This is a genomic window from Streptomyces sp. HNM0645, assembly GCF_030056615.1.
GTDB classification, from domain to species: domain Bacteria; phylum Actinomycetota; class Actinomycetes; order Streptomycetales; family Streptomycetaceae; genus Streptomyces; species Streptomyces marianii.
Map to the genome: position 1 here is coordinate 35559 of NZ_JASHLT010000012.1, position 21292 is coordinate 56850.

Here is a 21292-nt window from a genome sequence, read left to right on the forward strand (position 1 = left end):
TTGGTGTGTGGACAAACGAAGATCGTGCGGTGGCCGCGGGCCATAGCGTAGACCCTGGTTGTTGGCGGGCGATGTTCGACCAAGTCATGGCCCGGATCGCGGGCAGCTTCGGCCGAGTTGAGCCTCGGGCCACGGCCCGCGCCTAAGCACTTCCAGCTCCCTTGATCGCGAGGGAGACCGCGCCGGTAGAGTCGGCTGGACGGTACCACCCTGGGGGAACTGATGACGGCAGCGGATGCAGTGCCCATAGTCCTCGTTCACGGGACGCGCTTCAGCGCGGGGCAGTGGAGCGTGCAGATTGCTGCACTCCGGGACGAATTCCCGGTAGCCGCCGTCGACCTGCCCGGTCATGGGGAGCGCTCGGCTCAAGCCTGGAGCCTGAGCAGTGCGACAGAGATCATCGCTTCCGCGGTGGACTCGCTCGACCGTGGGCCAGCTCTGGTCGTCGGGCACTCGCTCGGCGGATACGCCTCGCTGGAGTTCGCGCGGCGTCGTCCAGAACAACTGCGCGGGCTGATCCTCGCGGGAGCCAGCGCCTCCACCCGCGGCATCTGGGCAGCGCCATATCGGTGGGTAGCCAGGCTGGTCCCCCGCATACCGGCGGATTGGCTGGCCCAGTGGAACGACCGGTTACTGCGACGGCTCTACCCACCAGAAGTGGTGGAGGCGACCATCCGTTCCGGCTACGCCTTCCATACCCTGCCAGCAGCCTGGGGCGAGGTACTGGGACGCTTCGACGCGGGTGCGATGCGTTTTGTGGAGGCTCCGGTACTGATCCTGAACGGCGAGAAGGACGCCGTCTTCCGGGGCGGCGAGGCGGACTTCGCCCGCGCACATCCCCACGCTCGCGTCGAGTTGATCCCGCGCGCAAGACATCTCGCGAACTTCGACGACCCAGACGCCTTCACCGATGCCGTTCGCCGCTTCGCTCGGCAGCTCCCTGCCGTCAGCTGAGTGCGCCATCACCGGGGCACCGGCACCCCGTGCCCACCAGCCAATTGCGGTGCTCAGCCACGAGTGGTTGGGTGGATTGCGAAACCGCACTGGAGTACTAGACGGCACTCTGCATCCACTGGACCAGGGCCGATCTCATGCGCTGTGGGCAGCAGCACGCCCCTCCCCCGGCCGCGAATCCCCGTCCCTACGGCCTTCCGCCGCGCCGAGGTTCGCGCCCTCCGCGCTCGTGCCCGGTCAGGCCTGTCTCGGTGCGCAGCTCGCGGCACCGGTGCCCGGGTGCGCGGGATGCCCGGTCAGTCGGACCGTGCCGGTGCACTCCCGTACGGCCCCAGGAAGTGGAAGGCACGGTCCCGGGGCCTCGTACAGGAACAGGGACGTGTCGCTCAGCTGGAGCGCGTGGGTCAGGCCGGGGGCGAAGGCGAGGGGCTTGGCCAGGCCCCGGTGGGTGGTCGTGAACAGCCGCTGCGCCGGGGTCGCGGCGGTGGCGTCGGCGGCGGGCAGCGTGTCCAGGGCGGCCGTCAGGAGGCCGACCGCGTCGTACGCCTCGGCCGACCAGCGACCGGGGGGCGTGCGGTGGCGGTCGCCGTAGGCCCTGGAGAAGCCGGACGGGCCGGGCGCGTCGGAGGCGGTGAAGGGGGAGCTGAACACCCAACCCTCCGCTGCCCGGCCCGCCCCCGCTGAGGAAAGTCGGTGTCAGTGCGGGCCCTACGCAGACGGGGCAGCGAGACGGTATCCGACCCCGCGGACCACCTCGATGAGGGTAGACGTCCGCAGTTTGGAACGCAGGGACGCCACATGCACCTCGAGGGTGCGCTCCGCGCCCTCCCAACGGCTCTCCCACACCTCGCTGATGATCTGCTCCCTCCGGAAGACGACGCCGGGCCGCTGTGCCAGCAGCGCCAGGAGGTCGAACTCCTTGCGGGTGAGATGCACCGCCGTACCGGCCACACTCACCCGGCGGGATGTCAGCTCGATTCGTACGGTGCCGAAGCGCAGATCACTCCCATGCCGCACCTGACCGTCCCTCGGCGCGGCGGTCCTCCGGCTGACGGCATGGATCCGTGCGATGAGTTCCCTGGTGTTGTACGGCTTCACGACGTAGTCGTCGGCTCCACGGTTGAGACCGTGTACCCGGGACCGAACGTCGGAGCGTGCGGTAACCATGATCACCGGAGTGCTGGTCCATCTTCGGATCCTGCCGCACACCTCGTAGCCGTCCTGGTCGGGCAAACCCAGGTCGAGCAGGATGACGCCGAAAGGGGCGACATCGTTCATCAACAGTGTCTGCAGGGCCTCTTTCCCGCTACCGGCGTGGACCACCTCGAATCCGTGACGGGTGAGGATCGCGGACACTGCGGTAGCGACATGGTGGTCGTCCTCGACAAGCAGAAGTCTCATCCCGGCTCCCTGGCATTTGTCAGTCGTTCGGCGATGCAGTGGGGCGAATTCACTCCGACTTCGCATGCCGCGTCAAGACGTCATCCGCATCGCGGACACTTTCGACTGACTGACCAACAGTTCCGTTCTGACCTACCGAAGGGTAGTTCTCGGTCCCGGCCGGGTTGATGCCGATGGATGGGCCGACGATCCTCAAATGCCGCTCAGGTCCGTGGCGTCATCCGCACAACGTCACCACGGAAGTCGACGGTCGTGTGCGACTCGTCGCGGTCACGGGTAGCGCTGAAGCGGCGGAGGATTCCCGTACGAGGAACCCGACCGGCCCAGGGTCGCGAGAAAGGCCTCCTCGATGTCGCCGTTGTCGCGATGGACTTCGAGTGCATCGTTGACTGCTTCTCTCAGGGCCCGGTCACCCTTCTTCATGCCTATCCCGTAGGGCTCCTTCGTGAACGGCGCACCCACGACCCGTATTTTCAGCAGATGCTGAGCGGCGTAACCCATGAGAATCGCATCGTCAGTAGTGACCGCGTCGACCTTCTCGTCGAGCAGTTGACGCACACACTCGGGATAACTCTGAAGTTCGACCGCTATGGCACCATAGTTCGGCTTCTTGATCTCCTGCAGGGGAGTGGACCCGCTCACCGAGCAGACTCTCTTGCCCTTGAGAGCCTGGGGGCCGTCGATCTGCATCTCGGTCATCCGGACCAGCAGATCCGCGCCCGCCATGTGGTACGGGCCCGCGAAGTCCACCTTCTTCATGCGTTCGGCGTTCATGGTGTACGTGCCGACGTAGAGGTCGACGTCGCCTCGGGCGATGGCCTGTTCGCGGGAGTCGGAACGGACCGTCCTGAACTCGATCTGGTCGGCAGAGAAACCAAGGTCGGCCGCCACCATCCTGGCCACCTCGATATCGAATCCGGACCGATCTCCGTCCGCATCCACGGAGGCAAGAAATGGCTGGTCGTCCTTGGAGCCGATGACGATCTTCCCCTCCCTCTTGGCGCGTTTGAACACGGGAGAGTCAATCATCACTTCCGGAGTGACCGGATACGCGGGCAGACCCGACGCTCGGCCGCCGGTATCGTCATCGAAACCACACGAAGAGGTGGTCGGCAAGATGCAAAGAATTCCCACAGCAACTGACTTGCGATACCGCATGAGTACACCCTTCGACCGACTGCTGGACGAGAACGTGCAACCGAGGCCGCATCATCGACGCTCCCGGTACCGGCTGTGGCACGGCGTTCGCAGGGGCAGCACCCGCACCGCCCCTCTTCGGATCCCGCTGGGCCGTGCGGCGCCGGCCGGCTGCTCCCTTCGACTCGTTGATGCGGCCTCATGTGCGCAGCACACTCGCTCGGTCAGGGAATCGGAATCCCTGCACCTCCACGGTGGTAGCCGCACGATACTGACGTGAGGTGCAGCACCTCGCACATCTGAGGAAAACTTGAGGATCTCGTCGGCACAGGTGATCGTTGAGCATTTTCCGCGCGGCGCGGATCGGGCGCCGCAGGTCATGTGGGTGGGTGGCCGCAACGCACGGGGCTTCCGTGCTGTCGAAGGAGGATCGCGGTCTCAACCCGTCCGCAGAACGGCCCGGTTGGTGCCCTGTCGCACCACGCTCGCCCTGCAGCATGACCTGGCCGAGCGGGTCACGATGGCCGTCGTCACCCCGGGAGGGTGCGCTGGGGCGGAGACTTCCGCCGTACAGCGTGCGCTGGTCGCGCGGATGCGACTGCGCACCGCGGTGCCCGCAGTCCGCCTCACCGGGCTGTCCGGACGCCCGTCCCCGGTCGGGTGGCGGGCGGACTCGGACGGGTACCGCGTGTGGAGCTCGCCCTGGGGAGCCCTGTTCGGGCTCGGCGCCGTGCCGCCGTCATGCTTCGCCGAGCAGTGGTTGTTCGGCCCAGATGACCTTGCCCTCGGTGGTGTAGCGGGTTCCCCAGCGCGCCGCGAACTGGGCCACCAGGAACAGCCCGCGGCCGCCCTCGTCCATGGTCGCCGCGTGGCGCAGGTGCGGTGCGGTGCTGCTGGAGTCGGCCACCTCGCAGATCAGCGTGCGGTCACGAACGAGCCGCAATCTGATGGGCCCGGTGGTGTAGCGGATGGCGTTGGTGATGAGTTCGCTGAGGATCAGCTCGGTGGTGAAGACAAGGTCGTCCAGTCCCCACGCCCCCAGCTTCTCCGTCACGGCCTCCCGCATCGCGGAGACGGCCGAGGGGTCTCCGGGCACGTCCCAGTCGGCGACCCGTTCCCGGTCCAGCACCCTGGTGCGGGCGACGAGCAGGGCTATGTCGTCGCTCGGCCGGTCGGGAAGCAGCGCGTCCAATACCGCACCGCAGGTCCCCTCCGGGGTGGGCGGGGCGGCGGCGAGCGCGTCGCGCAGCATCCTCAGTCCCTCATCGATGTCCCGCTCGCGGTTCTCGATGAGGCCGTCGGTGAACAGCACCAGCCGGCTGCCCTCGGGCAGCAGCCGTTCCGCGGTCTCGAAGGGCAGCCCTCCCAGCCCGAGCGGTGGTGCCGCGGGCAGCTCGGGGAACTCGATGCTGCCGTCGGGGTGGACGAGGGCGGGCTCGAGGTGTCCGGCTCGTGCCATCACACAGCCCCGGGAGATGGGGTCGTAGATCATGTAGAGGCAGGTGGCACCCGTGATCGCCGGTCGCCCGCTGCTGCCGGACTCCTCGTGGTCGATCCGGGTGACCAGCTCGTCCAGATGCCACAGCAGCTCGTCCGGTGACAGGTCGAGGGTGGCGAAGTTGTGGACGGCGGTGCGCAGCCGGCCCATCGTCGCCGCTGCGTGCAGACCGTGTCCGACGACATCGCCGACGATCATGGCGACCCGGGCGCCCGAGAGCTGGATGACGTCGAACCAGTCGCCGCCCACGCCGCCCATGCCCGCGTGGGCGGGCAGGTAGCGGTGGGCGACCTCGACGGCCGAGGGTCCGGGCAGCACGCTGGGCAGCAGACTGCGCTGGAGCGTGACGGCCATGGTGTGCTCGCGCGTGTAGCGCCTGGCGTTGTCGATGGCCAGCGCGGCGCGGGCGACGAGCTCCTCGGCGAGGGACACGTCTCCGTCGTCGAACGGCTTGGGCTTCCCGGACCTCCAGAACGTGACCACACCGAGAACCTCTCCTCTGGCCTGGAGCGGGACGCTGATCATGGAATGCAGTCCGTAGTGGACCATCTTGCGGGCTCGCGCCGGATCCTGCTCCTGCCATCCCGCGAAGGTCGTCATGTCGGCCTCGAGGATCGCCCTGCCGCTGCGGAAGCCCGTGGCCTGGGGAGTGGCGGGGACGAAGTAGATCAAGGAGTCCAACGGGTAGATCGGCGGATTGCTCCGGACGCCGGAGACCGCGATGCGTCGCATCGGATAGCCGTCCGCACCGGCCCTGACCGGGTCCTCGCCGCGCAGGACCTGGTCCAGCAGGTCCACTGTCGCGAAGTCGGCGAACTGCGGGACCGCGAAGTCCGTCAGCTCCTCGGCGGTCTGCACCACGTCGAGGGTGCTGCCGATCTTCAGGCCGGCGTCGTAGAGGAGTCTGAGACGCGAGTGCGCGACGTCGACCCTTCCGGAGAGTTCCTGCAGCTCGGTGGTGTCGCGAAGCGTCGCCACGCTGCCCAGCGTCCAGCCGTTCCGGCTCGTCGAGCGCTGGTTGACGGCAAGCATCCGGTCGCCGGCCAGGTGCACCTCGTCGGTGGCCGTCCGCCCCGACTCCAGCAGTTCGTCCATGCTGAGGGTGATGCCGAGGGCGGACACCGGCCGTCCCTCGGCGTCCGGGGGCAGGCCCAGCAGCCGGCGCGCCTCGTCGTTGGCGAGCACCAGCCGACGGTTGCCGTCGACGACGATCACCCCTTCGCGCACGGCGTGCAGAACGGCGTCGTGGTGGTCGTACATCCGGGACAGCTCGGTCGGTCCCAGGCCGTGCGTCTGCCGTCGCAGCCGCCTGCTGATCAGGGCCGTGCCGCCGGTGGCGAGGATGAGGGCGGATCCGGCCGCGCCGAGCACCACGGGCAGCTGCTGGTTCGCCGTGCCGCTGACGTTCTCGACGGTGACCCCGGAGGTGACGGTACCGATGACGGTGCCGTCGGTGTCGACGACCGGGACGATCGCCTGCACCAGGGGTCCGATGGTGCCGGTGATCCACTCGACGACCACGGCCCCGTCGAGAGCGGGCTGGATGTTGCCGACGAAGCGGTTGCCGATGCGGTCGGGAAGCGGGTGGGTGTAGCGGATCGCGTCCGTGTTCGTCACGACGACGAAGTCGACACCGGTGGCCTTGCGCACGGCCTCCGCGCGCGGCTGCAGCAACTCGGTCGGATCAGGGCTCTTCAGGGCCTGTCGAGTGCCGGGCGACTGCGCAAACGTTTCAGCAACCGCCAGGGACCTGTCACGTGCCGCCGCTTCCGCATCGCTCCGTGACTGCAGCAGCAACGCCACGACGGCCGCGACGACGAGCAGCACCACGACGGCCACCTGCAGAACGAACACCTGGCTGGCTACAGTGCGCATACGTGGAGTACTGAACAGCCGCCCACGGGAAGCGCTGCCCGACAGACGCTCGGACCGGTCGCGATGACCGGACATGCCTTCGCCAGCCACTCCCTCATTCTCCACCGATGACGCTCGGAAGCGAGATGCGCGGGAAGCCTGGACCGGAACAAGGCCGGCGACGGCCGCTGCCGGGGCCCCTGGGCACCGCTGGGATGCTGAACCGGGCCTCCCCCCTGCACCGCCGCGTCCCCGGCCGATACCACCACGCGCTCCAGGCGTCGGCCCCCGGCTGCGCCGGCGGTGGAAGCAGGACCCCGAGTCCGGCACGTGGTGCTTTCCCCGGGATCGGTGGCACACCGGATTCGTCGATGCGCCGGGTTACGACGGACCACTCGGCCAGGTCGAGGGGCCGCACCTTCTCCGACGTCCCGACCAGGCCCGCCACCACACCGCTGACCCGGCGCAAGAGCATCCACCACGGGCGTTGCCGGCCCTCGGTTGCTCCGTCATGCGCCGGTGCCGTCCGACGATCTCGGTTTGCCGGGGACCATCACGCGGAGCGACGCCCAGGACACCGCAAAGAGCCCCGCGGCTACCAGTGACGACCGTGTTCCCATGGCGGCGGTGATCAGCGCGCCGATCGCGGCACCCACGCCGAAAGACACGATGACCGACGCGTACAGGACCGCGAGACGCTGGTCGGACCGGCTCCCGGTACGGCGTGCGGTCAGCGCCGCGCCGGTGGCCCTGGTCAGGTTCCCGGTCATGGCGACCGTGAGGAAGGTGGCTGGTCTGACCATCTGGAAGAAGACGACCTGGAGTGCGACGACGAATCCGACGGATGTGGTGATCGCGGTTTGCGGAATGCCCCCGGGCGCCAGTCCGATCACGGCCAGCACCGCGGTTTCGAGGGCGAGGGCGTACAGCAGCGGAGAGCGGGCGGCCCGATTGCCTTTTGTCGAGGCGCCACGGAAGGACTCGGCCACCACGACGCCTGCGACGAACGCCATCATGGGCCACAGGTGCGCAAGGGATCCGTGGTATTGAGGCTGGGCCAGGTCGACGCAGAACAGGACCAGATTCCCCGTCTGCGCTCCCGCGAATACGCCGCCGTGGGCCATGTACAAATAGGCGTCCACATAGCCATTGGCCACAATGACCAGCGAGCTGAGCGTGACAGGGACTGTGGCGTCTTCACCCATCCAGGCGCTCCGGGGCAGCGGTTGGACAACGAGGGGGCGATCGGTGTTCCTATGTGGAGCAGGAACACCGGCACATGGACGGTACGGGTGCACGATGCCGTTGCGTGAAACGGCTTCACGGACCAGTTCCTCGGCCCGTTCGGCCTTTTCGGCGAGTAGTGACTGTGCGGGGGACGATGTAGCGGCTGAAGATGTCGATGATCGCCCAGGCGTGGAACCAGAAGCCCTTGGCCGGGCCGGGCAGCCGGGTGATGTGCCAGGTGGACACCTGCGGGGCCCGCCCGCGACCGGTTGGTGGATCGTCCCGGGCGGGGCGGGTGGCCCGGCGGCGGACGGAGTCCGCTACGTCGGCCCTGTGGGCGATCACCCAGTGCCGGCGGTCGGGCCGGTGCCAGACGCGGACCTCGACCCGGGCCCAGTCGAACACACGTGGTTCGTGACCCTCCGCGCCGCAGCAACGGCGATTCCGCTTCCTCCGGGCAAGGCCGGTGGACAAGTCGTGGACGGGGTGATCGATGGCCCGGCGAGCAGGCGGTTGGTCGGGGGTTCCGTGAACCTTTCCGGCCGGGATGCCGACTGTCTCTGTGACGGATGATGTGGGACGGGGAGGCACCGTGAGCGGTGACATGCGCGACGGGCTGCTCGTGGTTCGCTGCCAGCTCGGGGAACGGGAAGCGTTCCGCGAACTGGTGGGCGTCTGGCATGCCCCGCTGCGTCGCTATCTGCAAGGCATGGTCGGCTCGCCCCACCTCGCGGACGACCTTGCTCAGGAGGTGTGGATCGCGGTGGTGCGCGGCCTGCCGCGCCTGCGGAAGCCGGAGCGGTTCACCCCGTGGCTGTTCACCGTCGCCCGGCGCACGGTCACCGACCACCTGCGCCAGGCGTACAGGGCTCCGGCGACCCCCCTGGAGGAAGCGGCCGCCGTCGTCGCCGACGACGAGCTCAGCGGCGTCCTGACCACCATGCAGATCGAAGCCGGTCTCTCCCAGTTGCCGCCCCCGGAGCGAGAGGTGCTGATCCTGTTCCACCTGGAGGATCTGCCGTTGGCCGCCTGCGCGGAGGTGCTGGGCGTGGCGCCCGGCACGGTCAAGAGCCGGCTGCACCGCGCGCGGCGCCTGCTGCGGACCATCCTTGCCGAGAGGGGATACGAGGCATGAGCGAGCAGAAGCCCACAGCCCAGCGGGACGTACCCGAGCAGCTGGAGCGCGCACTGGCCGCGGAGGTGTCGCTGCGCTCCCGGATGCGCCACGTGGCGGTGGGACTGGCGGGAGGGGGCGGGGCGGCACTGATCGCGGTGCTGTGGGCGACCGAGCCGGATCCGCTTCCCGCCCGCACTCAGCTGGCCTTCGCCGGGCTGATCGTCATAGGGCTGGCCTGGGCCGGCTTCGCCGGATGGGTGCTGAGCAGGCGGCGGCCGCTGTTCGCCCGGGACCGGGTGCTGGGCGCGCGCCTCGCACTCGGTGCGACCGCGGTGACGGCCGTCGCCGGGACGGTGCTGGCCACCGTCCGCGGTACCGCCGCCGACGTGCTGGCCACCGCCGTGGGCGGCGTCGTCCTCACCGCCGCCGCAGTACTCGTCCTGGTACGGGCGCGGTCGCGCCGCCGCGAACTGCTGCGCCTGCGGGACGCCCTCCGACGAGGCGCATCCTGAAGCGCATCCGGTCCGAGACCACCTACCGCATCCAGGAGTTGGAAATGAACGACAAACTCGCTCCGGTCGGCCCGCTGGCCCTCGCTCTGCGCCTCCGCGGCGCAAGCAGGTCCACGCTGGTCCTGGTCACGGCGCTGGCCTGCACAGGTCTGCTGATCGGGATCGGCCTGCTCCTGACCTGAGCCCGCGGCCACACGAGCATTCCCACCGCCCCAGGTCCCCCGTGTCAGGTCGGGCCCGCCGGCTGTCGAGGCACTGAACGTGCACAACGCGCTGTCCGACGTCGCGGGCACCGCCCGGAGCCTGATCTGCGGAGGTCGGTGGCCCGCTGTCTGTGGACGGCGCCGGGCCGGGCCGCCGCCATCACGGTGATCACGGCGCCGTTCGTGGCGGCCCGGTTCCGGGGGAAGCACTGATCGCACCGTGACTCAGAGCAGGGCGGCGGCCTCCTCGAGACCCAGACCGCCGCCCTCGACGCGCGCCGCCTCGAACGCCGTGTCCCCGAGCACGGCGCGTGCGGACTCCTCCGCCAGCCGTCGGTTCTCCCGTTCGAAGGAACTGAGGAAGTGGCCGGGCGGCAGCAGTCCCTCGTGCGCGCCGACGAGCCGGGCCGCGCGCAGCGCCCGGTCCTGGCCGCCGAGCCCGATCAGCGCCCGCGCCGCGGTGAGCAGCTGGGAGGCCGAGAGCTGCGGGCTGACCATCATGGACAGTGGGGTGCAGCCGAGCTGCAGCGCGCGACGGCAGCGGGCCAGGGCGTCCTCGAACTCGCCGTCGAGTACGTCCACACAGCCCAGGGCACCGTGGGCCAGCCCCTCGAACACGGCGAGCGTCTCGGTGCGGAAGTCGTCCAGCAGCGCCATGAGATGGCCGCGTGCCTCGGCGGTGCGACCGGTCCTGGCCACCCGGAGCGCCAGGATCAGTCGGGCGGCGATCACACCCTCGTAACCGCTCTCGGGACCCGCGGCGAGCACCTCGCGCAGGATCTTCTCGGCTTCGGCGCCGCGGCCCGTCTCGTCGAGCACGGCCGCGAGCCGCGCCTGCAGCAGCGAGACCTGGCTCTGCGCACCGAGGACGTCCGCGCGCTCGATTGCCCGGCGGAAGTCCTCCGCGGCCTCCTCGTAGGCCCCGCTGCGCTCATGGGCCTCGCCGCGGGCGGACAGCGCCTCGGCGGCACCCCAGGCGTCGCCGAGCCGTTCGAAGATCTTCAGACTGCGGTCCGCGTCGCGGCGCGCGTCGCCCGCCCACAGGGTGCGGTTGGCCAACGCGTTGGCCCGCACCTGGAGCGCTGCCGCCAACTCCCAGTCGCAGCCCGCCTCCTCCGCGGTTCGGATGGTCGTGTCGAGGACCTCCAGCACGCGTTCGCCGTCGCCGGAGATGAGGACGGCGAAGAACCACAGCGAGGCGGGGAAACGGCATGCCTGCGGCAGACCGGGGTGGTAGGCCTCGGTCACGCGATCCAGCCAGCGGCGGCGCTCCGGGGTCAACCACTCCTCGATCGCATGGTCCATGTTGACCATCCGCACGAGCCGGACCTGTCGGCGCGCCTCCGTCAGCAGCTCCCCCCGCAGCGGCGGAGGGGCGTCCGTGCAGCGCTCCGTCAGCGGCGGGGCGGGGACGACGGGATGCGCGAACGGGTCGGGCCCCAGGGCGGAGACGGCGTCTGTCCAGTGGCGGGCTTCGCCGCGCAGATCCCTCAGCTGCCAGTACCAGGCGAGTGAGAGCACCAGGCTGAGCCCCTCGTGCTCGTCGCGCGCGGCGACCGCGTGCCGCAGCGCGGTCCGCAGGTTCTCGTGTTCCAGCTGCAACCGGGCGAGCGTGGCACGCTGCCCGGCCCCGCGCAGCCGGGGCTCCAGGTTCCGGGCCAGCTCCCGGTAGTGCACCAGATGCCGGCGCTCGGCGGCTTCCCGCTCCGCGGCCTCGTCCAGCCGCTCTCCCGCGTACTCGGCGACGGTCTCCAGCAGCCGGTACCGCATCTCGCCGTCCGCGCCGGGCGCGGCGACGACCAGCGACTTGTCCACCAGCGCCCCCAGAAGAGTGGCGACGTCCGGTTCCGCGGGACGTTCGCGGGTGCGGTCGGCCGGGTCGGCGCAGACCGATTCGGCCGCAGCGATGTCGCACTCGCCGGCGAAGACCGAGAGGCGGCGCAGGACAGCTCGTTCGGGCAGGTCGAGGAGGTCCCACGACCAGTCGACGACCGCGCGAAGGGTCTGCTGGCGCGGCAGCACGGTCCGCGCGCCGGTGTTGAGCAGACGGAACCGGTCGTCGAGGCGGTCGGCGATCTGGGGCGCAGTGAGCATCCGCAGCCGCGCGGCTGCGAGTTCGACGGCGAGTGGAAGCCCGTCGAGACGGCGGCAGATCTCGGCGCACGCCGACGCGGTCGCCTCGTCCACGTCGATGCGGAAGTCGGGACGCGCGGCCGCGCCGCGGTCGGCGAGCAGGCGCAGTGCCACCGGGATGGGCAGCGGCCCCACGGGCCGCACCAACTCCCCCGGCACGCCGAGTGGTTCCCGGCTGGTCGCCAGGACCGTGAGCCCGGGGCAGCGCTCCAGCAGCCGCTCGGCGAGTGCGGCCGCCGCCTCCACGACGTGCTCGCAGTTGTCCAGGAGCAGCAGCATGCGCCGCCGAGCGCAGTACTCGACGAGCCGCGCGAAGGCGTCGCCGCTCTGCCGCTCGCCGCCTGCCCGGAGTTCCTCCGCGCCCGCGCCCCTCAGTACGGTCTCGCGTCCTCCGAGCGCGCTGAGCACCGTCTCCGGGACGGACTCCGGGTCCTCCACGGGTGCGAGTTCGGCAAGCCAGACGCCGTCGGGCCAGGGCCGGTCGGGGTCCGCCGCGGCCCGCTCGGCCGCCTCTTGCGACAACCGCGTCTTGCCGGAGCCGCCCGCTCCCACGAGCGTGACGAACCGGGCCCCGGCCAGATCCTCACGGATGGCCCGGAGATCGGGCTCGCGCCCCACGAAGCTGTTGAGCCTGGTGCGCAGGTTCCCGGGCGGCGGAGTGCCGGGCGAGGCATCGGCGGAAGGGGAGGCCGCCGGGGAAGTGCCGCCCGCCTCGTACGGGTACGGGCGCAGCAGCTCCTTGTGCAGCGCGCGCAGGCCGGGCCCTGGGTCGGTGCCCAAGCGGTCGGCGAGCACACGGCGGACCTCCTCGTACGCGGCGAGCGCCTGCGCGGTGCGGCCGGTGTCCCGCAGCGCCGCGATCCGCAGCTCCTGGAGGCGCTCGTCGAGCGGATGCGCGGCACACGACTCCGCCAGCTCCGCGAGAGCCTCCTCCGCCCTGCCGCCGATCGCGAGCACTGCGGTCAGCCGGGTGCGCTGGGCATCGAGCCGTCGCGTCTCCCAGCGGGCCGCCTCCGCGAGCCGCCCCGGCAGGTCCGCCAGTACAGGGCCGCGCCACAGTCCCAGCGCCTCGTCGAGGAGCGCCGCCGCGCTGAGGGCGTCGCCGTCGGCCATTGCCCGCGTCCCCTCCCCCGCGAGGCGGTCGAACCTGTGCAGATCCACCTCGTCGCGCTGCGCGCGCAGCTGGTACCCGCGGCCGTCCCCAGCAGCCACTGCGGCCGGCCCCAGGGCCCTGCGGAGCCGTCCGACCAGCGCCTGCACCGCGCCGACCGCGTCCGCGGGCGGGTCGCCGTACCAGATGTCGCCGATCAGGACGCCCACCGGGACCGTGCGCCCGGTCCGCAGCGCCAGCGCGGTCAGCAGCGCCCGCAGCCGGGCGCCGCCGAGCGCGACGGGCGTACCGTCGTCGTGGAATGCCTGAGTCGGGCCGAGTACGCGGTATTGCACCCGTCCATTGTGTCCGCCGACCGGCCGTGGGCGCGCGCAGGTACCCCGATGCGCCCCGGTACGGGTGGTCGCGGTGTGCAGCACGGCCGGTAACGGCCGCACATCGGCCGGACCGCGCTCATCCGCGTCAACACGTGCGCCGTTCTTCGGCCACCGCCCTCGTCCGGGCCGGCCCAGTCACCACGACGTGACCGGCCGCGGGGGTGCCGGCTTCGGTCACCGTCCACCGTGACGCGAGCGCGGTGCACCGGGGCAGAGGGGTGAACCCGGCATTGCAGACACCGGCCGGATGTCGCCAACCGGTCCACGGATCACGGCGTGTTCACGATGCCCGGGACGTGTTCGACCACGGCGATTCCGCAGCTCCGTTGCACGACGCCCGCCGCCGGCGGAAGAACCGACGCCACACGAGAGGGACCGCCCGACAACGGCCCCGGGAGAAACTGAGGTCCGGACATGCCGGCCGGCTGCCGCGAGACAGAGCTCGCCGCACCCAGCCCGTGCTCCGGGAAGTGGCCTTGGCGTCGAAAGCGACGGCGTGGGCTGGGTCGTCAGTCGTGCGTGCAGTTGTGTCGGCACCGCGGCAGCTCGCGGTTCCGGCCGGACTCTTCGATGTTGGGGTCCGTGTAGGAGAAGGTGGCGAGCAGGCCCGCCTCCTCCCCCGAGTAGGGGGTGCGCCAGTGTGGGACGGTGCTCCCGGCGAACGCGCACACGCTGCCGTCGGCGGGCGGGTGCTTCAGCCGCTCGAACCCGGCGCACTCGGGCCAGAACCCCTTGTCGGCGACCACCTTGGCCAGGTCGTCGGGCGCTGCGCCGCGCAGCGACGGGGCCCACCACATCGGCGGCAGGCGTTCGGTCAGGGCAATGCCCACGGTGACGGTCGCCCTGGCCGCGTCGGTGTGCAGACCTTGGAAGTCGCCGTGGTGGTAGACGACCACCGAGCCGCCCTGCGGTACCAGCTGGGGTGTTCCAGTCGCCTCCCGCAGTGCTGTCAGCAACTGCTCGTCGAAGGCCAGTTGTTGGAGCAGTGGCCCGGCCGGCAGAAGGCTGTAGTGTGCCGGGGACGCGAACGAGCCGTCCCGGTGGCAGACGACGTCGTCCCGTTCGTACGGGCCGGCCTCGCCGATCTGCTCGTGCGCCTCGATGGCCATGGCCTTCAGCCGCTCGGCGTCCAGGACGGCGGGCAGCAGGACCCTGCCGTTCCGCTCCCAATCGGCTCGGGCGGCCCTGTGGTCGACATGCGGGATGGTCCGCGACGCCCCAGCCTTCCTCGTGCCGGATGCCTTCGCGGCGCTCCGCGGGTGGGTGCGGAGGGCGCTGACCATGGCGTCGATGTCGGTGAAGCCGTGGTCGCGCAGCACCGCCGGAATGTCACTCGGCTGCTGGACGCCCCAGCGGACGAGCACCGACCGGCACATGTCACGCAGGACCGTGGGGTCGTTGACCGGAGGTCCGGCTTCGGCTCGTGCGTCGGCGAGTGCCGCGAGCGCCCGGTGGTAGGCGGGGCACGTCTGCAGCCGTTCGACGAGTGGCGTTCTCCAGTCGACCCGGGGGTCACCGAGCCAGAGCCGGACGGCGAGGAGGGGGCCCGCCGTGTCCCACGGCTGGTCACGCTCGGTGTCCCGGAGCAGGGTGAGGGCGTCTCCGGACTCGCTCGGGGACGACGGCAGTCCGAGGTCCGGGAGGCGGGGGCCCAGAGCCCGGGCCAGGGGCTCCCAGGCCAGGTGGGTCGGGTCGTTCTCTGATATGTCCACGATGCTGCTCAGCGTGCGCCGTTGTTCGGCCACTGCGGCGTTGTCCGGCTGCCGCAGGGTCTGCAGCAGCAGGCACTCGGCCGCCACGCTGCGCTGGAAGGCGGGGTACTCGGGCCAGTCGAGCGCAAGCTGGGTCAGGACCTCGTCGTCACGCGGCCGCCCCTGTTCCGGCCCTGCGGCCTCGCGTTCCCCCTCCGGAGCCGCGGACGGCATCGAGGTCGGGGTCCAGCGACGGAGATGGGTGGTCGTCGCGAGCCTTACCGGGGCTCCCCGGTATCGCAGGCCGGCGGGTGACGGGGAGAAGTGGGCCGCACACGTGTCAGACGTAGCCGTTGCCGCGGCGAGCGCGAGCGCGCTGACGGCGTCGCGATGTTTGACGCCCGGGCCCTGTGCCGCGCAGTACGCACGGAAGGAATCCAGTGCGGCCGCCCGGCAGCCCCGCTGCCGGGCGGCATCGAGGATGGTGAAGTCGTCGCGAGCGGTGAAGGGAAGGCTCTTGGCCGCCTCGACGATGGTGCGGGCGGTCAACTGGTCGATGGCTCCCTCCCGGGCGGCTCTGCCGGCCGTGTCCCGCAGGTCCACCAGGGCCCAGCTCGTCGGCCGGTACGCGGCCTCGGCGTCGGCGTGGGTCAGCGCCACCTCGTCGTCGCCGACCAGGACGCCGTCGCGGTAGCTGCGGAACACCTCCCCCACGCCCCGCATGCCGAACGCCTCGAGTTCCGCCGCGCGCAGCGCTCCCATGCTGGAGGCGCCGTACACCGTCACCCCCCGGTCGAGGAGAGCGAGCAGTTCCTTGTGACGGACCGCGCGTGACTGCAGGAAGACACCGTCGATCACGACCAGGGTGTCCCCGGCGTCCCACTCCCACCGCAGCACCTGGTCCGCGGCGACCGGACCGCGGACCTCTGCCTCGGGCAGTACGCGGCACACGTCGTCTGCGCTGATGGTCGGCCCGGCGGTGACGACGAGCCTTGATGTGTGCGTCATGCCCATGCTCCAGTGTCGAAGGTGAGCCCCGGCGCGACGACATGCACCACGGGGATGCCGTACGCGGGTACGGTGAGATCGGCCCGGAGGACGGTGGTGCCGTGGCGCGCCGCGACGTCAAGGAGGTTTTCCAGGTCGGCGTCGATGTCGCGCGGACCGGTCGGCGCCGTGCCGTGAACCCGTGTCAGTTCGGCTACCCGAGGGGTCGCCGCGCCACCGTTCCCCGACTGCGGAGCCGAGGTCCCGGCCGTGTCGGCGAAGTCGTAGTGGAACACGCCGATGTCGTCCCGGGCCCCCGCCACCGCGGTCAGTCGCGACTGCGCGGCCTCGGTGAGAGCCCGGGACAGTGCCACGTCGGCGTCGGGGTGGGTTCCGGAGCCGGAGAACCACCAGGGCACCGACGGGGACCACACGCGGGCCGCAAAGGTGGGCACCCGCAGATCGCAGGTGACGTCGGCGATCTCGACGACCGCTCCGGCCGTGAGGAGTTGTTCCAGCACCGCGGACGCCGTCCCCGAACCGTCCGGCTCGGCCCGTACGGCCGACTTCCAGGGGCCGCCGGAACGCGCGGTGACGGCAAGGGAGTGCCGCTCCACGACCTCCAGCAGCCCGTGAAGTGTCGCCTCGGCGAGGTTGTTGCCGCCGGCCAGCCCGTTGCTGCTGGTCCGAACGGCCGGCGGTGCCCAGGACGAGCGCATGCGGAGGTCGACCACGACCGACTCCAGCGGAGCCCAGGTACCGGTGCGCGCCGTCAGGTCCTCGACGGGGCACCAGCGGATCCGCGTGCCGGAGTGCAGCGCATGCCCTCCGAGCAGCGGCAGTTCGGCCCAGTCGTAGGTGAGTTCGGTGGCCAGCCGGGCCGGGCTGGCCACGGCGGTCTCCAGGGCGGGTTCCTCCGCGCAGTGCAGCTCGAAGGATTCCATGGCCGCGGAGACCCGGGCCAGCTCATGCGTGACGCCCTTGCCCTGCGAGACCGACAGGCTCTTGGCGTTCGGCCGAATCGCCTGCCAGACCGGGAGTCCGATGTCGTCCAGGAGCGTGACATCCGCGACCCTGGTAATCCCGACCGTGCCCAGCAACGGCTGCAGGCGCTGCCAGGTCTCCTCCGGCGGGACGGTCCGATGGGTGCCTTGCCACACCGCACTCCAGCGGTGTGGTGGCGCGGCGAAGTCGAGCACAGCGGTCATGGGTCTCCCTCCTCGGGGTACCTGGATGGCGGCGGTGTTGCGGGACGGTCCTCAGCCCGTCCCGCAACACCGTCAGCTCGTCACTCTGCGGTACAGGCAAGGAAGGTGCCGGAACCGAGTGCCTTGGCAACGGCAGCATCCAGCTCGTCGAGCATGGCGAAAACCTCGTCGTGGTTCATGCGCTCGTCCTTTCTGTGTGTGCGGTGAGCGGGAGGACGTCCCTCCGCCCTGTGTCCACGCTGCCGTGCGGACGAGGAGGGTGTGCTCCTCCAAGCGACGCAAGCACCGGTGGAGTACGGTGTCCGCCAACCGGTGGATGTGGTCGCTGGGAGGTGCCCACGGGAGACGCGTGCCCGTGAGCCCCGTCAGCCCGGCGGTCGGCGTGGTCCGTACCGCGGTCCGCGGGCCGCCCGGGGCCTCCTGCCACCGGTGGCAGGTCCCGGAGCCGCCGGGTGGGACGGGCCGAGGCATCCAACCGGGCGACCGTCGAAGGCCCCGGGCCGCACGGTGACGACCGCGGCGCGACGGGCACGGTGCGAAGACGCCAGGGCCCGGCACGGCACGGGAGCCGTCCAGCGCCGAGGCGGCGCCGCGAGCCTCGTCGCGGGCCTGCGACGAGGGTCCTGGACACCCGTGGTGAGCCGGACCGGCCACGGACGAGTGGGATCCCCCACCTCGATGAACGGACACCGTCCATCAGCCGCCGAGTGGGTCGATCGGCCGACAGGGGCAGCCTGCGGCAGTCGATAGCGTCATCACTGCGGAAGCGATACCACCACTCGCGAATGCGGCCACCACCCGCACTGCGACGGCGGTTCGCGCGAACCAGCCGGCCGTCAGGGCACGACCCGCCCCCACCCGCGAGGCGGCGTCGGACCCGGCCGGGTTCCCGCTCCCCCACCAAACCGAACCGGACGTCCGCATACGAACGCGGTGCCCGTCACCGGACACCCGACGAGGCCGACACCGCACTCCGCGCAGGCACCCGGACCCGCTCGAAGGCCACGTCATGTCCTCCAGCACAGTCTCCCGTCCGCGGCACGAGTTCGATGTCCGGCCCACCGTGGATGCGGTCCCGGCCGCCCGTCGCCTGGTCCGCGCGCTCGCCCGTACGCTCTGCCTGTCACTGGGCGACGGCTCGCTGTCCACGATCGAGTTGCTCACCGGTGAGCTCGTCGCGAATGCCGTCGAGCACACGCACGAACCGTGCGGGGTCTGCGTGCGTCGAACCGGCGGGGGCCTGCGCGTGGAGATCACGGACACCGCGGACTCGGGCATCCGAGTGCGGCCCGGGACACCTCCCCTCGACGCGGAGAGCGGACGCGGCCTCTTCCTCGTCGCGGCGCTGGCCACCGCTTGGGGAACGGACCCACAGGAACACGGCAAGAGGATCTGGTTCGAAATCCGCGCCACCACGTCACGGGAGTGCTGCCGTCCGTAAGGGCCGCGCCCCGGCGCCGTGGCCCACCCGGCGGTCTCCCCCGCACCCGTCGGTGCGGGACCCGCCCTCATGAGGCTTGTTCCCCGCGGTCCCACGTCCGGCGGCGCCAGGAGGCTGCCCGGGCCCTCCCCGAACACCGCCGGGGTCGGCCCGTGCGGATGCGCGTGGAGGCGACCGGACCGGCCGGCCGGGGGGGCCATGCCGTCAGTCGCCCTCGGCAGGGGCGGCCGGCTCGAGCGGAATCTCCACTGTCGCCGCGGTACCGCTCGGATCACGCGGTTCCAGCCGGAAGCGTCCCCCCACCGTCTCCACCCGGACACGCAGCGAGGCGAGGCCGATATGGCCGCTGCGCACGCTCTCGTCCGGCGCCCGCTGCGGCAGCCCCCGCCCGTCGTCGGCCACCACCAGGCTCAGGAGTCCCTCCCGGGCCTCCAGACGGACCTCCACCTCCGTCGCCTCCGCGTGTTTCACGACGTTGTGGAGGAGTTCCCGTGCCGCGGCAAACGCGATGGACTCGAAAGGGGAGGGCGGTACGGGGGTGCGGTGGACCCGGACGTCGAACCCGCCGCGCTGCGCGGCGGCCTCGGCGAGGCTCTGCACCGCTTCGGCCAGGCCCCGATGCTCGAGGACTGCCGGATGCAGCTCCCCGACGACCGAACGCATCCCGCGCGCCGCCTCCTTGAGTGCCCGGTCGGCGCGGTCCAGCGCTTCCCGGTGGTCGGGCCCACGGGCTTCGTCCAGGTCCTGGCGTGCGGCGAGCACGTCCTGCAGGGCTTCGTCGTGCAGTGCCTCGGCCAGGTTGCGGCGCTCGCGTTCCTCGGCGTCCATGGCCTGCCCCAGCAGTTCGCGGCTCCTTTCCAGGAGCACCCCCACGCTTCTCACCCGGTTCCGCTGGACCCGGGTGAGCGCGGTGCAGACGGCTCCGAGCAGCAGCAGACTCAGGACGAGCAGGGCGGTCCGCCCCCATCCGGCGCCCGTCCCGGCCCCTTGCGCGGCGAGCAGGTATGCCAGAGCTGACGCGCCGGTCATCGCGGCCGTCACCCGTGGCGAAGTCTGGAAGGCGGCGAGTACGGGGATGAGGAAGAAGGCGTCGTCGACCAGGGGCCTGATGCCGGGTGGGGTGGCGAAGCCCCCCGCCAGCGCCAGCATCGCGCCGAGGACGACCAGGTCGAACAGCAGAAGGCGCCAGGGCTGCGGCATCGGACGGCTGCCGATCCAGGCCGCCCACGTCAGGAACGCCGCCCACAGCGCGTAGCCCGCGACCAGCGCTCTGCATGCGCCCTCGTTCTCGAGCGGGGGGAACAGCACGAGTTGCACGACCAGCAGAGCCACGATCAGCAGACGCACGAGGCTCTGGGACCGTGCCGCGTTGAGATCCTGCTCGGCTTCCACAGCCCGGGCCGTGGACGTCGTGCGCCCGTGCAGCCGACGGGACGGGGCACCTGCCGGAACGAACCGCTTTCCGCGGCCTATCACAGGGCCGCGGTCATTCCAGGAGGCCACGGCGCATCGCCTCGGCCACCGCGGCGGCCCTGTCACCGACGTCCAGCTTCTCGTAGAGCCGTTGGGTGTGGGTCTTGATCGTGCTGGGGGCCAGGAACAGTTCCTCGGCGATCTGGGGGACGCTCTTGCCCTCGGCGAAGGCCCGCAGCACCTGCTGCTCGCGTTCACTGAGGAGCACCCGGTCCTCGCCGGCGGCGGCCCGGAGCCGGACCTGCTCCATCAGGCCACTGGTGAGGTCCGGGGGAAGCGCCGTCCCGCCCCGGGCGACCTTCAGCACGGCGTCGACGATCTCGCGTCGCGTGGCGTCCTTGGCGAGATAGCCCGCGGCGCCCTCCTCGACGGCCCGGAACACCACGGAGTCCTCCGTGTAGGCGGAGAGGACGATCACACGCACCGGCAGGCCGTCCCGTGCAACGGCATGGACGACGGCGAGGCCGTCCAACTTCGGCAGCTTGTAGTCCACGAGCGCGACGTCGGGCCGGTGGGTGCGGATGTGTTCCAGAACCTCCGCACCGTCCCCGGCCTCGGCCACGACCTCGATGAGTCCGCTCTGGCCGAGCGCCCGGATGATGCCCTCGCGGTATATCGGGTGGTCGTCGGCGACGACGACCCGTACGCGGGTCTCGTGTGTACGCATGCGGCACACCGTCCTGTCCGCCTGTGGCCCGCTCGGAACCACGGGCCTGGACTCATTGTCCTGCCGCCCCCGGACCGTGGTCCACACCGGCCGGTGGTCGCCCCGGCCCGCTCGGCCGCCGACGGGGACGACCCGTCGTCGACGCGGTACGGGGGCGGAGGCAGGGACATGCACTCCTGGCCGTTGCCGGTCACCGAGAGTGACCCTGTGCGGAGCCCCGCCCGGCATGCGGGTCCTCACCACCGTGGGGCGGGGAGACCGCCGCGTCGTCCCGTCGGCTTCGCCGGTGACGACCGCGCCG

At 71.2% G+C, this 21292-nt stretch carries 15 protein-coding genes and 1 pseudogene; 5 read left to right on the forward strand and 11 right to left on the reverse strand.

The window, feature by feature from the left end; all coding sequences use genetic code 11:
• Positions 1-222: 222 nt before the first annotated feature.
• Positions 223-954, forward strand: a complete 732-nt coding sequence (locus QMZ92_RS09745) for an alpha/beta fold hydrolase (protein WP_283296847.1) — start codon at positions 223-225, stop codon at positions 952-954.
• 237 nt (positions 955-1191) lie between these two features.
• On the opposite strand, the gene QMZ92_RS09750 is transcribed toward QMZ92_RS09745, so the two are convergent.
• The 6 genes and pseudogenes from QMZ92_RS09750 to QMZ92_RS09775 all read right to left on the reverse strand — a co-directional run.
• Complete coding sequence (locus tag QMZ92_RS09750; RefSeq protein WP_283296848.1) at positions 1192-1605, reverse strand: type 1 periplasmic-binding domain-containing protein; 414 nt, start codon at positions 1603-1605, stop codon at positions 1192-1194.
• 57 nt (positions 1606-1662) lie between these two features.
• Complete coding sequence (locus tag QMZ92_RS09755) at positions 1663-2355, reverse strand: response regulator transcription factor (protein WP_283296849.1); 693 nt, start codon at positions 2353-2355, stop codon at positions 1663-1665.
• Positions 2356-2625: 270 nt separating this feature from the next.
• A complete protein-coding gene (locus QMZ92_RS09760) occupies positions 2626-3513 on the reverse strand; it encodes a glutamate ABC transporter substrate-binding protein (RefSeq protein WP_283296850.1) in 888 nt (295 codons plus the stop codon).
• A gap of 718 nt (positions 3514-4231) precedes the next feature.
• Positions 4232-6865, reverse strand: a complete 2634-nt coding sequence (locus tag QMZ92_RS09765; protein ID WP_283296851.1) for a SpoIIE family protein phosphatase — start codon at positions 6863-6865, stop codon at positions 4232-4234.
• Between the two features lie 488 nt (positions 6866-7353).
• A complete protein-coding gene (locus QMZ92_RS09770; RefSeq protein WP_283296852.1) occupies positions 7354-8049 on the reverse strand; it encodes a YoaK family protein in 696 nt (231 codons plus the stop codon).
• Positions 8050-8398: 349 nt separating this feature from the next.
• Positions 8399-8575, reverse strand: a pseudogene (locus tag QMZ92_RS09775) (IS701 family transposase); the annotation flags it as partial.
• A gap of 88 nt (positions 8576-8663) precedes the next feature.
• Between QMZ92_RS09775 and QMZ92_RS09780 the strand changes: the two are divergent.
• Genes QMZ92_RS09780 through QMZ92_RS09790 form a run of 3 tightly spaced genes read left to right on the forward strand, consistent with a single transcriptional unit; the run spans position 8664 to position 9882 of the window.
• Positions 8664-9206: an RNA polymerase sigma factor gene (locus QMZ92_RS09780; protein WP_283296853.1), complete on the forward strand. Its 543-nt coding sequence runs from the start codon at positions 8664-8666 to the stop codon at positions 9204-9206.
• Entirely contained in the window at positions 9203-9700 is a 498-nt protein-coding gene (locus QMZ92_RS09785; RefSeq protein ID WP_283296854.1) for a transmembrane transport protein, read from the forward strand. Before QMZ92_RS09780 ends, QMZ92_RS09785 begins: the two co-directional genes overlap by 4 nt.
• 44 nt (positions 9701-9744) lie before the next feature.
• On the forward strand, positions 9745-9882 hold the full coding sequence (locus tag QMZ92_RS09790; protein ID WP_283296855.1) for a hypothetical protein: 138 nt from the start codon (positions 9745-9747) through the stop codon (positions 9880-9882).
• 246 nt (positions 9883-10128) lie between these two features.
• Here the strand turns inward: QMZ92_RS09790 and QMZ92_RS09795 are convergent, their stop codons facing one another.
• From QMZ92_RS09795 to QMZ92_RS09805, 3 genes are all read right to left on the reverse strand, one after another.
• Positions 10129-13482 (reverse strand): ATP-binding protein, encoded by a 3354-nt coding sequence (locus QMZ92_RS09795; protein WP_283296856.1) that lies wholly within the window; start codon positions 13480-13482, stop codon positions 10129-10131.
• A gap of 551 nt (positions 13483-14033) precedes the next feature.
• On the reverse strand, positions 14034-16223 hold the full coding sequence (locus tag QMZ92_RS09800; RefSeq protein ID WP_283296857.1) for a TfuA-like protein: 2190 nt from the start codon (positions 16221-16223) through the stop codon (positions 14034-14036).
• On the reverse strand, positions 16220-17410 hold the full coding sequence (locus QMZ92_RS09805; protein ID WP_283296858.1) for a YcaO-like family protein: 1191 nt from the start codon (positions 17408-17410) through the stop codon (positions 16220-16222). Before QMZ92_RS09805 ends, QMZ92_RS09800 begins: the two co-directional genes overlap by 4 nt.
• A 1009-nt stretch (positions 17411-18419) precedes the next feature.
• Here QMZ92_RS09805 and QMZ92_RS09810 point away from each other — a divergent pair.
• On the forward strand, positions 18420-18851 hold the full coding sequence (locus tag QMZ92_RS09810; RefSeq protein WP_283296859.1) for an ATP-binding protein: 432 nt from the start codon (positions 18420-18422) through the stop codon (positions 18849-18851).
• A 204-nt stretch (positions 18852-19055) separates the two neighbouring features.
• On the opposite strand, the gene QMZ92_RS09815 is transcribed toward QMZ92_RS09810, so the two are convergent.
• Together QMZ92_RS09815 and QMZ92_RS09820 are read right to left on the reverse strand one after the other, a co-directional pair.
• Positions 19056-20243 (reverse strand): sensor histidine kinase, encoded by a 1188-nt coding sequence (locus QMZ92_RS09815; protein ID WP_283296860.1) that lies wholly within the window; start codon positions 20241-20243, stop codon positions 19056-19058.
• A 94-nt stretch (positions 20244-20337) separates the two neighbouring features.
• Positions 20338-20991 (reverse strand): response regulator transcription factor, encoded by a 654-nt coding sequence (locus QMZ92_RS09820; protein ID WP_283296861.1) that lies wholly within the window; start codon positions 20989-20991, stop codon positions 20338-20340.
• Between the last annotated feature and the right edge of the window lie 301 nt (positions 20992-21292).